Here is a 13,565-nt window from a genome sequence, read left to right on the forward strand (position 1 = left end):
TGAGCATTTATGCCGCGAAAGCCCCTTTACTGCTTATCCTTCGGAGGCTAACTTTGCTGTAACAGATGATCATCCTTACCGGTACTGCCCCTGATCGGAGCACCCACTAACCCGCTTGCAAATGAAAAACAAACTGCTAACTTTACTGCTACAATCGTTCTTTTTACAGGCTGAAAATGAGTGGCCGGAAAGTCTGGGAAACAGTGAAAAAGTTGTGGTAAGCAATACGATTATGGGGCAAGGTTCTATGATCCGGTGATTGGAAGGTGGAATAGTGTCGATCCGCTTGCAGAAATGGGTAGAAGGTGGACGCCTTATAATTATGCTTTAAACAACCCTATTCGGTATATTGATCCTGATGGAATGTGGAGTTATGACGCTAATGGTAATGCATCTACAAGTGATCCGGATGAAATTGCAAGTTTTCTAAGTCAAATACGCCATGGTGCTAATTATTATAAAGACCGAGAAGAAGATTTCGAAAAACGACATCCAGGCAAAGAGGCCCCTAGTTATTATTCAAATTATGGTCACAAGTACTTAAATAGGTTTAGGAATCAAACTCGTAAAACATTAACAAAAGAAGGACAACGCTGGCTTGATAATGCTCTTCTCAACTTACAAGAAGAGATGGATAAGGGTATTAAAGCAAATCCAAATATTGAGTTAAACGACGAAGCCTTTACAAAAGTAAGTCAAGCAATTTATTCAACACTGCCTCAGAAAAATTAAGCCATGAAAGTCTTTAGATCATCATATATAGTAATTATTATCTTTTTATGTTTGTTTATGGGATGTACGAACGAAAGTGAGGATTTAAATATCATTGAAGGTCGCGGTTTACCTCTAGAAGGTGAAAGTTATTTCAAAATGATTTTCGTGAATGAAAAAGAAGGGTATTTATTCCGTGAAAGACATGGAGAAGCGGTTTGGAAGGAAAATGGAGAAGCTTTTAGGGTAGATACCTCTATGGTCTACCGTACGGCTGATGGGGGGATGACATGGGAAGGGCAGGAGCTAGGAGAAGGCATAATAATTAATGCGCATATGTCTGGCAATGACGTATACACAATTAGGTGTCAAAATATGAATGGAAGGGATAATTCAATTGTTCACCGACTAAATAGAGCAGCAAATAAGTGGGAATTATTTACCGTTATAGATTCATATGTAAGGGACGCAGACTTTTCAGATAGCAAAACTTGGGTTATAACCAAGAAGGAAAGTAATGGTCAATTTAGATTATATACCTCTAAAGATAGAGGTATGACCTGGAAGGTCGTTGTTGACAGGTTTGTATTCCAGCCGGTTATTGACAAAACATCATTTGGCTTTTTAGAATCAGAAAATATCGATAGTGGTATCTATGATGCTTTGATAACGTTCGACAGAATAACTGAGAAAGTTAATAAAGAGGCACTTCCCTTAGCTTTTCAAGCATCACTGCTAAGAAAAGATGGCAAGTCGCTGTTTGTAGCGGGAGTAGAAAATGATAGTTTAAGTATCTACAAACGTGTGAAAAGTAATAAGTATAGTTTAATTTATAAAATTAACTTTGGAGCTAGAACTTTTCCTCAGGAATTGATAATTCACGATAACCAGTTAATCCTATTGGTAGGTGAAAGGAGAGGAATGTATATTGAGAATCATATAATGAAAAGTGTAGACGGTGGAAAAAATTGGGTGGAGGAGAAGTTATACAAACCTACTTATGCTTCACCTATCGCTTTTTATGGGAATAATGAGAATGGTGTAAAAACGTGGATCTACTCAGGAGCAGGAACAATTCAGGTTGTGGAATAGTTGCATCAATATGATTACGGAGCACGGTTCTATAATCCGGTAGTCGCAAGATGGAATGTGATTGGTCCTTGGGCTGAAAATCATTTTGATGTCAATCCATACAACTACATATTAAATAATCCTGCCAATTATATCGATCCATTAGGGTTGGACACGTTTGCTGTAAATAATATTACCACTGGTAATGACTCAAATGCAAGGCAGTTTGATCCAGATAAAGATGTAATTGCTTTGAATGCCGTTACGATATCTGGTTCTAAGGGTTCATCAACAGCTTCTACTGTTGCCAATATCGCTATTGATTTTATTCCGATTGTTGGTTCTGGTAGGGATTTCACCGGGGGGTAGAGATGGCAATCTTTTACAAGCAGGTCTTGGTGCTGGTGGTTTAATATTCGATGTTGCTACCCTAGGGGCGGGCTCATTCGTAAGTGGTGGAATACGAACTGGCATACGGGAACTAGGAGGGCAATTGCTTCTTGGGTCAGGGCCATTGCATAATCACCACCTGCTTTCTCAACAATTTAGAAATTGGTTTAAACAAAAGGGGATCGCAAACATAGATAGCTGTGCAGTACAAATTAGTAGACAGACGCATCTCAAGGGGGGCATGGGAATGGCTTAGGTAATTTGCCTGGGAAGTGGAATAAAATGTGGGAGAAATTTATCAGAGCTAATCCTAATGCAATTTCTTCAGAACTCTTTCATCAAGCAGAAGGGATGTTAAGAACATTTGGTTTAGAACACTTGCCTTATGTACCATATAAATAAACGAATATTATGAAAAATTTGTCTTTAAATAACGAATCATTACAGCTTAATAACGGCGAATCATATCTGATCATCGATGCACTTTATTTAGACGAATTGAAAGACAAAAAAGTACCGTTGTCTTTCAATGATACTATTAGTTGGATTCGAGAAAGTTTTCCATATAATGATACACCATTTGCAATTTATAAGGCCAAAAGTGATCTCTTTTCTAATGAGCAAATAAGAAAAGTAAACTAGTTAAATCTGAGATTGAAGATATTAATTCTCAATATTGGGAAACCCTCGTTTCTAAATGTAATGAAGGGACTTTGGGTTTAATAACGATTTCAGGAAGTGGGATATATCAAATAGTAACCCTGTAAGCTGGTTTGAGCCTGCGGCTCGGATCAATTATAAAGTCAAAACGGCTGGTTCTTTTTGAGCCAGGCGTTTTTGTATTGTTGGTCGCTTACTTTAAATAGCTTTGCTGGTTTTATGTTAGTTAAAAAGCCGAATCTATTTTGGTTGACAAAATACCAGTAGAAAAGGAAAAGGCGGAACTTAAGAGATAAATAAACTGATCATATCTGGGGTGTCAATAGTATTGAAAATGCATTGTTTTAAATTTAATTAAAGTATGAGGACTATGACAATAGCTTGGCTTTTAAGTTCAAAGGAAATGACACGCTCATTCTAAACGGGATGTATAGAGAGCAAGTTTTTAGTCGAAGAAAGAAATTTATACTGGTGGTAGGGCCTCCTTACAACTAGCATTGAAGTAAAATGCCTGGACGCCTAGGACAGATTCGAGGTTAATAGTTGAAGAGAAAGTAGTGGCACTACTCCTAGTTATAAGATCAATCAATGTAGAAAAGTTTTTTTCTTTTTAATATGGCTTTAATATCTGACGTTTAATTTTAATTGCTAAAGATAAGGGGCAATTTCACTATTATCTATCGGTTAATGCTTGTTTTTCAAAGAAGTTACAGGTAATGTTATGAACGTAAAATATTTTAAAAATCTTATTGGAATAACTTTTTTTTTATTATCAACTCTAATACTTAACGGACAAACTAAAAGTATTTTGCCAGTGTCTCCTGAAGCTGCAGCTTTAGCTAAGATGGTGGAATATCCAGTCGATTTAAACACTGGAATTCCAAACATTCAGGTTCCTATTTACGACATAAATATAGGAGGGATGTCTTTGCCTGTTAAGCTTACCTATCACAGTGGAGGATTTAAAATTAACGAGCAAGCTACACGAGCTGGACTGGGTTGGTCGCTTTCATCTGATTTACAGATCAGTCGAACTATTAATGGCATTGATGATTTGTATCCGCCCGATCAACTACATGTTTTCTTTCTGAATTAAGTTTTTATAGTTCTGAGGGAACAGCTGCCGGATGTCCTTATGGTTAATGGTCATGATATTCTGCAACGCATACTTTAACCATTGGAAAGGATTAACATCATGTTTTTTGCAAATGGCAAAAGAAGGAGAAGATCATCCCAGCGCGGGCGGCAGCATCATGAGTTCCGGCAAACAGGTAATTTTTCCGTCCCAGAGCAATTGGGCGAATAGCATTTTCAATGGCATTATTATCAATATGTAGGTGTCCATCTTGTAAGTAGGCGCTTAGTTTATCCCAGCGCTCCATAGCATACCGCATTGCTTTGCCGATCTGGCTTTTGGGCAAAGTTTTTTTAACTTCAGCAAAGATCCATTTTCCCAGTTCGTTGATAACCGACAGTGATTCATTCAGCCGTAATTCCTTAATCTGAGTTGGGTTCAACAGCTCCTCTTTTGCCTTCCGTTCTACGGCATAGAGTTGTTGTATCAAGGCTAATACTCTGCCGGCCCTTAGCTTATCGTTATCCAAAGCCCGTTCAAATTCTCTTCGGGCATGTGCCCAACAGGCAACAGGGGTTACTTCCGGCCGCTGACCAATTTTGGCATATACGGCATAACCGTCGCTTTGAAGATAACCTCGAAAACCGGTCAGCATTTCTTTGGTGGCTACAGCACCGCGTGTAGGCTGATAGTCCATCAATACCAGTCCATCTAAAGGGCTGTGATAAACCCAATAGAAACCCATGTGACAAGCACCTTTCTTATCACTTTCCAGGACTTTTATACTGGTTTCATCAACCTGTAAATAGCCTTTGGCTTTAATATCAAACCTGAGTTGCTGAAACAAGGGGTCCAGCCGCTGGAGGCCCTGTTTGACCCAGCCTTCCAGAGTGGAGGAGGCAATGGGTATGTTTTCTCTGGCGAATCGCTGCTTTTGCCGGTACAGCGGCAGGTGATCCATGTACTTATCGGTCAGGATCATTGCCAGTAATCCAGCTCCCGGGATTCCTTTGTCGATCACCCGTTCCGGCAGTTCCCCGGTTTTTACACCCTCTCCGTTTTTGGCTGCGTACTTATAGCGGATATAACGGCGAATAAAGAAACGGATAGGCTCACAATCCAATTCTTCAGTTATATCCTTTCCAATGCATACCATGTCCGATAAATCTCCTTCCGGATGGATCTTGATTTCTACTACCGGAAGATGAGCTGGAAGAGCCATACGGCCTCTATGGGCTGATTGTTTTTTACGGGTATAGGTAATCTGTTCCTTTACTTCCTCTTCCTGTCTGGCCACTTCTTCTGCCGGAACTTCAAAAGGAAGCACTCCCTGATCGGGGTTGCCTTCGAAGCGTTCCCGCTTCTGACCGAACTGCATCCGCTTAAGAAGTTCTACCTGGTATTTCAGATGTCTGTTTTCGTCCTGAAGGGTAGAATTGATTTTTTGATGAGTTTCTATGGCGGCATCTTTCTTCCTCAAAAGAGCGATTAAGTCCTCTTTTGAGAGGTGTTCCAGTGCCATATCCATGGCCTGAAATTACTCAAAAAACTGCGTTCAGGCAAGAAAAAAGGCATCTTTTTTATGTCTGATAGCGGCGAAGCTGCCGACTTTTCTGTACTTGTATCCCTTCGATCATAAGTACCAGATCTGCCCAGGTCAATTGCCCTTTTGAAGAGACCGGAAAGGTACCTTGCTCCAGGCGCTTGTAGTAAAGAACAAACCCTCCGTGCTCCCAATGAAGCAGTTTGATATGGGTCCGCTGCCGGTTCAAAAAGACAAATACTTCGCCGCTGGTGGCATCCCGCTTAAGCTCCGAGGCTACCAGGCCACATAATCCCTCAAAGCTTTTTCTCATGTCGCAATGCCCCTGGTAGAGGAAGTACTGATGAGAAGAGTTTAGGCTGAACATCAGCAGAGGTTGATCAATTGGGAAATCGTTTTTAGGTCTGTTGAAGCTACTTTCAGCCGAACGCCATTGGGGTAGATAATTTCAATGGATGAGCTACTCTCTGGTTTGACCGTTGGACTTAAAGACACAAAACCTTTCCGGTTGCTTTGATTTATCCGGGTGATCCAATAGCTGAAGGTGCTCAGGCTGAAATCCTGTTGCTCACAGAACTCTTTCTTCTTTAATCCGCTTTCCCGCCAACGTTTGACAGCGGCTTCCATTTCTTCTCTTTGTTTCATTGCTTTATTTTCAACAAAGAAAGCTGGATGGTTTATTTAGAACAATATGGGTTTGGTCGGCCGCTTACGATGATTTTAATGTATCAAAGAGCGGTTATATAAGTAATAACATGATCACTGACTTTGTTCCTGGGCAATGGTGGGATTCTTATCCAACCACTGGCAAGCATGCTTATTATTTGAGTAATGGAATGGCTGACGGGCAACCGGATAAATTCACATATAAGTTGTTGAATAAGTCAGGCACGTTTTACTTCATGAAAAACTCCAACGGAATAGGGTATAAAATTGTTCCGGTGCCATATGATAATATAGCTATTACTTTCGACGGAGGTTCGTTTGAAATTACTGATTCTGACGGCACCAAATATCAATTCGGAGGACCTATGGGTGGACACTTCGAGCAGTTAAGAGCTAATGGAATGGAAACCTCCGGTTCGATAGATGCCATGGGAACTTGTGTTAACTGCCAGGTCACGACTTGGAAATGCAAAAAAATAATCAATTCTACAGGGACAGACGAAATAATTTTTAGCTATTCGCCTAAGACGGTGACGACTTATCGGCTTTACCAGGATCAAGTGGAATATTATTCTAACAATAGCCCTTGTGGTTTGAATAATTATGTTCGATCAGATCAAGACCCGGCTAAGCTGGCAGGCAGCTATCAAAACTTAATCAGCTTAGTCCCCTTCCACGAAATCTCTAGTCCCAAATACATGGTACTCATGGGTAACAAAATACCATACTTTCACGTACCTTATGTTGACGGAGGCACTGTGGTAGATAAGATATACCCAATGACAGGGGTAAATAATAGCACGCAGCTAAACGTCGCCGGACTTTCATTGTCTGAAATTACTTTTCGGGGAGGTAAGGTGCAATTTTCGGGGGCCGATGAGCTTAGCGCAGTTCAAGTTTTTGATTATGAAGGCAGAGAGGTTAAAAAAGTTAGTTTTTACTACTCTTTCGCAAATGCGCTCTACGCAACTGAATCTAAACATTACAATGGTACAGATTTTCAGGGGACGCGCTACTTAGATTCGATTCATATCGGAAACGGGGATGATACTTATGATCGTTACGCAATGTTCTATACAAATAAATTTTGCTTTGGTAATCATCTGAAGGGACACGACGCCTGGGGGTATTCAAATCCAAGTACAATCGAAATTGCCCAAGCAAATGCTTTTAATGGTAGTGTACTCTCCTTACCTACAGGTACTATCATTGAACCCAGGTACTATTTTGATTTAAGTTGGGGATGCAGCAACTATATAGAGAATGTGCCTATAACAATCGGCGGTGATAATTGGGCGGAAACGTCTAGTGAAGATCATATGAGACGAGGTCTTTTGAAGCGATTGATCTTTCCGACAGGAGGATATAGCGATTTTGACTTCGAAGCAAATAAATACGAAGAGATTTTCAGTGATGGGGTCATCCAGCAGAGACTTCCCCAAGTAAGCGGCGGACTTCGAATCAGGAGTATAACCACTTATGACACAAATGGCGGTGTACCTGTGAGCCAGAAATATTATCGTTATGGCGAGTTGGAACAAGGAACGGGAGTTCTAGTTAACAAACCTCAGTTGTCGCCGTTTAGTACCACTCCGGGTGGTGGAAACTATTATTTTGGTGCAGTAAGTTATGAACAGGAATTGAATTATTTAGCGGGTGATGCTGCTTGTACCAACCCGAGCTGCCTGAACACCCTTGCTGTCGAGAAGAAAACAACCTATCAATCAGCATCAGCGCTTGATTATACGTACAGCAACGGTTCTCCGATCTATTATAATAAGATAAGTGAATACAAGCAGGATTTGGGAGAATCCTCTGGTAAAATTGTTTATGAATATTATCCTCCAAACACCTTCCATGATTTTACTAGTGCTCCCTTGTTCCCGGAGAACAGGATACCTGAAACGAATATTCCGTTCCTGAAAACGAGTGGTCTTCTAGGTGCTCAGAAGTCAATAACTTTTTATAAACCACTTCCTGGATCGAAATTCACTCCTACCCACAAAAAGGAGTTTGAATATTTGCGGCATTTAAATCCTGAACAGATATATGTTGCAGCTGCGTTTCAGAAAGTCATTTACAACGTTGTAGAAGGCTCTTATTCTGGGGAGTACATGGATTTTTACTCGGGGCATCCAAGTAACAACTTTACTACTTATGTTTATGGGATTGCTTCAGGAAAGCTCTTGTTAGAGAAGGAAACAGAGACTCGTTTCGAAAGTTCTGGAAATCTTATCAATATTACAACTTACGAATACAACAGACTTCCCTATTTGCAGGTTTCGGCAATAAATAAAAAGAATAGCAAAGGGCAGGTAATTAGACACGCATTTAAGTATCCCTATGACTATCCTGGATCAATCGTTTACGATGATATGGTTACTTGGAACCGAATCAACTTGCCAATAGAAGAAATTCAAACTAATGAAACGCTTGGTAAAGAAATATCACGAAAAAAAACCAACTATGACCAGCAGTCAGCTGGTTTCGGATTTCAGGCTCCAGCTTCTGTACAGAGTTCAATTGCTGGTAATTTGTTAAAAACGGATATTACTTTTAACAAGTATGATCAATATGGAAATGTATTGCAACTGATAACTGCTGATAATATTTCTGTTTCATACATATGGGGCTACAAAAGCCTTTACCCTGTTGCTGAGCTTAAAGGAGTAGACTATAATTCTATACCGGTTTCCTATCTCTCCAATGCGCAGATCAATAATCCCGTCAGTGATAATTCTCTGCGGGAATTGCTTGAAGAACTTAGAGATAGTTTTATAGGAGGCCAGTTAATAAGTACGTGCACGTATAAACCGTTGATAGGAATCACGAGTCAAACAGCGCCAAATGGCCTTAAAATTTTTTATGAGTACGATCCTGTTGGTAAATTAGTAAGAAAACTAGACCATAATCAGAATATAATTAAAAGCTTTGAGTATAAAACGCTGGGGCCATCTGTGAAAAGTATTAATAAGGGATTTTATACAAACGTGCCTACGATGAGAACCCGTAGCTTTCAGTGCTCTCCAGGAGTGCATCAAGTTTACAACTATGTGGTTAGGGGTGGCAAATATTCAGCTGACAATGTTGCTTTTGCTAGTTCCCAGGCCGAACACGAAGCCGAAAGTAATAATACTATTCCCGTGCTTCCCGCCTGTCCCTCCACTTCGGGAAATGCTCTGATTAAATTAGCTGGAATCTATACCCACGAAATTAGCGAGCCTAGGAAGGTGGAAATAGACTTTTTGCAGGAGGGATCTGTGGTTGCTACCCAAAAGGTGCAATATAATTATGTTTATGAAGGCCCGCTTGATTACTCGAGTATTTATCTCCCGGCGGGAACTTACCAAATTAGTATCAGGCCTAATCCAGATATCAATTATACAAACGGCTTTTTAAGATATTTGTTCCGCTCGTTGAATGACCAGACTGACTTTAATTTCGAGTCGGGACAGACTATCATAATAGAGCCTGATAAACAATACGAAATTGAAGTAAATAATTTGATGTTATAAGCTACATTGTTAGCATGAGTTAGCGGTGGAAAACGCCGTGCGATAGCCTTTCATTTAATACCATAAGTGATAGCGACAAAAATAGCTGTGTTGTGAAATAACGACTATTATCACAAATCTCAAAAGGAAAAATATGAGTATTCTTTTTATCCTATACCTGACCTTGTCGGTCACCACAGCGACTTATGCCCAGTAAAGTCAGGACAGTATCCGGCGGGCGATGCCCAGGCTAAGCGAGAAAGAGCAGGAGCTTCGTCAGCAGCACTATTACCGTCGGACGCTGAAGGTCGATTCGGTGAAAGCGGTACAGATAGGCAAGATTCAACAGGCTTAGAAGACAGCGATCCGTGCGGTGAAGACAGTTCAAAGTCTGAACCTTGAGGCTAAGCAAAGAGTGACTTAAGGCTTGATTCCTGGGGTAATTACTACAACGGAGATGGCGATAACTACAGTAACAATTACAATCAGGCTAGAGATCTTAATAGCGGTAGCCCCTCGAAGAGAACCAATTTTCACAATGCTATCAATGTTGGTACTTCCAGCAGTTCAGGAACGTATGGTCACAGTCTTTACACGGGCGATCCTTGCCTTGGGATGGCTACGTGGGAGGCAGGTCTGGCAATGATATCTATTACCAGTTACGCTGATATCTGCAGCTACCGTTCAGATGTCTCATTCGGCAGTGGTTTTAATACGAATTTACGGCTATTGGATGCTGGGGGTAATACATCACGGATAACGATGATAGCTATACCAGCAGTTCACCCTGTCCATGTAGCCAGTCGTTTTTAGAGCAAAACCGTCAGCCACTTTATATTGTCTCGGAGTATCATGACGTTCCTGGAACAATCGTTACTAGCTTTACGGTCAACATGACTTCGGATATAAGTTGAAAGGAGACACTTTAGTTCTTTCAGGTATTGGAGCTGAAATATTTACTACCGAGTAAAGTAGTAGTAGTCAAGCCTTAATAACGAAGCTGTCTCATAAGGTCAGCCTCTTTTTTTTTGTATATTTTTTTTCGTAAAAGGCACAGGGACGAAGAAATCACTGCTGTTGCTTCAATGAATATACCCTAATCAGAGTTTGCTTATACCTCCCACCCGGGGAAGAACTGAATCCTGAAAACCATCCTTTTCGTATCATAGCTGAAGTCATTGAGAATCTGGATATAGGCCAATTAATCGTAAGTACAAAGGCGAGGGCACCTTTAGTTATCATCGACGCCTGTTATTAGAACTGCTAGTAGATGGCTATTTAAGCAAATGTTTATTCAAAAGTAAGCCTTTTTTTTGTTCCCTGAGCAGAGCGTCGAGCGTCCAAACATGTTTTTCTGTTTAGCGCCTAGGCTATATTGATGGAGGGAGTATACAGCCGCTTGCCTTGTGCTAAGATCCTTTAACCCTTGCTTGAACCACTGCTATTTTTTACATTGCAAACATGGTACAAAATGGCAATGAAATCCAGTCGCGTAAGATCTTTGTGCTCGACACATCTGTAATAATCCATGATCATCTGGCCTTTAAAAATTTTCAGGAGCACGATGTTGCTGTGCCTGTACAGGTATTGGAAGAACTCGATAATTTTAAGAATGGAAATGATATCAGGAACTTTGAAGCCCGCAGTTTCATCAGGCTGATAGATGATATCTCCAAAGATCATTTAATTAGTGAGTGGTTGCCATTGAGCGGAAAGAAAAATTTAAAAAATCGCGGTAAATTTAAAATCATCCTCGACGATAAGCCAGCGGAGCTAGATGCGGAAGAGCTATTTGGTAAAGGGAAGGTTGATCATCAGATTTTAAATGCTGCGCTGCATCTTCAACAGGAAAACCGTGATAAGAAGGTGATCCTTGTGTCTAAAGATATTTGCCTGAGGCTTAAGGCAAAATCACTGAACATTCATGCGGAAGATTACGAAACGGGAAAAGTAAAGAACCTGGAGAATCTTTATTCCGGGAGCAGTAAGCTTGCCGGGTTCACCGAAAAAACTTTGACGGAGCTAAGAAAGGGATTGTTGACTCCGGAAGCATTGGGAGTTTCGGGATCTGTGGATGCGAACCACTTTTTTAGTATTACAGGGAAAAAAGGAACGAATGCCCTCGCTTTTTATTCCAAGAACAATCATTCGCTGGAACACATTCCCTCACAGCAGGCTTTCCGGATCTTTTCAAAGAACCCGGAGCAGGATTACGCGATTCATGCTTTGCTGAATCCGGACATCAAACTGGTCACCATACAGGGAAATGCCGGTACCGGGAAGACTTTGCTGGCGCTAGCCAGCGCACTGGAACAACGCAAGTATTACCGTCAGATCTATATTACGCGGCCCATTGTGCCTTTGAGTAATAAGGATATTGGGTTTCTTCCTGGAGATATTAAGTCGAAGGTAGACCCGTATATGGCACCGATATGGGATAATCTTAAGTTTATCCGCGATCAGTTCAATGATGATCCTAAAACTCAGTTGAAACTGGATGAACTGGTAACGACAGACAAAATTGCTGTATCGCCATTGGCATTTATCCGGGGGCGGACACTTACTAAGATATTCTTTATCGTAGATGAAGCGCAGAACCTTACTCCGCACGAAGTCAAAACGATTATTTCAAGAGCTGGGGAGGGGACGAAGGTTGTTTTTACGGGTGATATTTACCAGATCGACACTCCTTACCTGGACTCTGAAAGTAATGGTTTGTCGTACCTGATCGATAGGGCTAAATCGCATCCTTTGTATGCGCATATTAGTCTTCAGAAAGGGGAGAGAAGTGAACTTGCTAATTTGGCGACGGAGTTGTTATAGGGAAAAAAAGTCTTTGACTTGTTAGGCGTTAAATATGGCGCTTAGCGAGTCAGAGACTCTTTTTTATATCTGAATCCTGAGAGACCCTTCGGGACTCTCAGGACAGGGGAAAACTCTGTGTTCTCTGTGGTTAACACAGAATTTCTCTTAGCTAACCACTATGGATTTGTTGACCACAAACCTGCCTCCTTCACAAATACTCTCCTGTTCAGCTTAAGCTGAGCGATAATCAATTCTGCGAAGTCTTCTGGCTGCATCACTCTTTCAGGATTTCCGTCTGTGAGTTTCAGTTCAATGGCCAGGTCGGTGGCTACCGTACTAGGGGTAAGGGTGGTTACCCGGATATTGTGCTTTCTAACTTCCTGCATTAAGGATTCACTCAATCCGATCACACCAAATTTTGATGCGCTATAGGCACTGGTAAGCGCCGCACCCCGTTGACCGGCGGTTGATGAAATGTTGATAATATCACCTGCTTTTCGCTCGATCATGGATGGCAAAACGGCTCTGGTTGTGTAATATACTCCCAAAAGATTTACCTTGATGATCCTTTCCCATTCAGCAGGTTCCAGGTCCATGAAATTTCCAAAGGATGCGGTTCCTGCATTGTTAACCAGGATATCCAGGTCGCCTAAAGTTGATGTAGCATCGCTAACCGCTTTATTAACTGAATTAATGTCTGATACATCCGCAGTAATGATGGTAGCTTTCACCCCTTCATTTTCTACTTCATCGGCAACTGCCTGAAGGTCTGAAGCGCTGCGTGCCAACAGGGCTACATGTACACCTTCTTTAGCTAAAGCAATAGCAATAGCGCGGCCTATCCCTTTGCCGGCTCCGGTGACCAGAGCATTTTTTCCAGATAACATTTCCATGGTCGTTTTTTTCTTTTTACAAAGCTAGAAATGGTTGACCTAAATACTGTCAAAATACGGTCGGATAATGATCTCTTTAGTGTAATTAAGAGTGTTTTTAGAGATGGATTTTACTCCTGGGAATTTATTTTCCCATACTGTGAATTTTATTGTGCGTCTTTACAACTTTTTTACTCGCTTCCCGTACAAAGCCCTGTCTATAATAACATATTTTTTATAGGGAAGCTGAGGCTGACTTGCAAAATCGAGAAATGTAT

12 protein-coding genes and 1 pseudogene are annotated in these 13,565 nt (G+C 41.1%); 9 read left to right on the top strand and 4 right to left on the bottom strand.

Annotated features, from left to right (window positions below; genetic code table 11):
- The first annotated feature begins 121 nt into the window (after positions 1 to 121).
- The 7 genes from J3P37_RS16855 to J3P37_RS16880 all read left to right on the top strand — a co-directional run bounded on the left by J3P37_RS16855 (position 122) and on the right by J3P37_RS16880 (position 3,928).
- Complete coding sequence (locus J3P37_RS16855; protein ID WP_256012525.1) at positions 122 to 259, top strand: hypothetical protein; 138 nt, start codon at positions 122 to 124, stop codon at positions 257 to 259.
- Positions 256 to 732 carry an RHS repeat-associated core domain-containing protein gene (locus J3P37_RS23210; protein ID WP_439648970.1) on the top strand — a complete coding sequence of 159 codons (477 nt, stop codon included), beginning with the start codon at positions 256 to 258 and terminating at the stop codon, positions 730 to 732. Before J3P37_RS16855 ends, J3P37_RS23210 begins: the two co-directional genes overlap by 4 nt.
- 3 nt (positions 733 to 735) lie before the next feature.
- Positions 736 to 1,803 (top strand): hypothetical protein, encoded by a 1,068-nt coding sequence (locus J3P37_RS16865; RefSeq protein WP_256012526.1) that lies wholly within the window; start codon positions 736 to 738, stop codon positions 1,801 to 1,803.
- Positions 1,804 to 2,151 carry an RHS repeat-associated core domain-containing protein gene (locus tag J3P37_RS16870; protein WP_256012527.1) on the top strand — a complete coding sequence of 116 codons (348 nt, stop codon included), beginning with the start codon at positions 1,804 to 1,806 and terminating at the stop codon, positions 2,149 to 2,151.
- Between the two features lie 282 nt (positions 2,152 to 2,433).
- On the top strand, positions 2,434 to 2,574 hold the full coding sequence (locus tag J3P37_RS23215) for a hypothetical protein (RefSeq protein WP_439648971.1): 141 nt from the start codon (positions 2,434 to 2,436) through the stop codon (positions 2,572 to 2,574).
- Positions 2,575 to 2,583: 9 nt separating this feature from the next.
- The gene (locus J3P37_RS16875; RefSeq protein ID WP_256012528.1) at positions 2,584 to 2,814 is read left to right on the top strand and encodes a hypothetical protein; all 231 of its coding nucleotides are present in this window, start codon (positions 2,584 to 2,586) and stop codon (positions 2,812 to 2,814) included.
- Between the two features lie 739 nt (positions 2,815 to 3,553).
- Positions 3,554 to 3,928, top strand: coding sequence for a hypothetical protein (locus tag J3P37_RS16880; protein ID WP_256012529.1), 375 nt, complete (start codon positions 3,554 to 3,556; stop codon positions 3,926 to 3,928).
- Here J3P37_RS16880 and tnpC read toward each other — a convergent pair.
- The 3 genes and pseudogenes from tnpC to tnpA form a co-directional block, all read right to left on the bottom strand.
- Positions 3,905 to 5,435, bottom strand: a pseudogene (gene tnpC, locus J3P37_RS16885) (IS66 family transposase). The gene J3P37_RS16880 and the pseudogene tnpC overlap by 24 nt on opposite strands.
- Before the next feature lie 52 nt (positions 5,436 to 5,487).
- Entirely contained in the window at positions 5,488 to 5,817 is a 330-nt protein-coding gene (gene tnpB / locus J3P37_RS16890) for an IS66 family insertion sequence element accessory protein TnpB (RefSeq protein ID WP_256012530.1), read from the bottom strand.
- Complete coding sequence (gene tnpA, locus J3P37_RS16895) at positions 5,817 to 6,095, bottom strand: IS66 family insertion sequence element accessory protein TnpA (RefSeq protein WP_256012531.1); 279 nt, start codon at positions 6,093 to 6,095, stop codon at positions 5,817 to 5,819. The genes tnpB and tnpA overlap by 1 nt, the downstream gene beginning before the upstream one ends.
- Positions 6,096 to 6,205: 110 nt before the next feature.
- Here tnpA and J3P37_RS16900 point away from each other — a divergent pair, with 110 nt between their 5' ends.
- Complete coding sequence (locus J3P37_RS16900; RefSeq protein WP_256012532.1) at positions 6,206 to 9,631, top strand: hypothetical protein; 3,426 nt, start codon at positions 6,206 to 6,208, stop codon at positions 9,629 to 9,631.
- Positions 9,632 to 11,071: 1,440 nt separating this feature from the next.
- On the top strand, positions 11,072 to 12,433 hold the full coding sequence (locus J3P37_RS16905; RefSeq protein WP_256012533.1) for a PhoH family protein: 1,362 nt from the start codon (positions 11,072 to 11,074) through the stop codon (positions 12,431 to 12,433).
- A 158-nt stretch (positions 12,434 to 12,591) separates the two neighbouring features.
- Here J3P37_RS16905 and J3P37_RS16910 read toward each other — a convergent pair whose 3' ends face one another.
- The gene (locus J3P37_RS16910) at positions 12,592 to 13,302 is read right to left on the bottom strand and encodes a 3-ketoacyl-ACP reductase (protein WP_369414092.1); all 711 of its coding nucleotides are present in this window, start codon (positions 13,300 to 13,302) and stop codon (positions 12,592 to 12,594) included.
- Positions 13,303 to 13,565: the final 263 nt, after the last annotated feature.

This window comes from Desertivirga xinjiangensis, assembly GCF_024436435.1.
GTDB lineage: Bacteria > Bacteroidota > Bacteroidia > Sphingobacteriales > Sphingobacteriaceae > Desertivirga > Desertivirga xinjiangensis.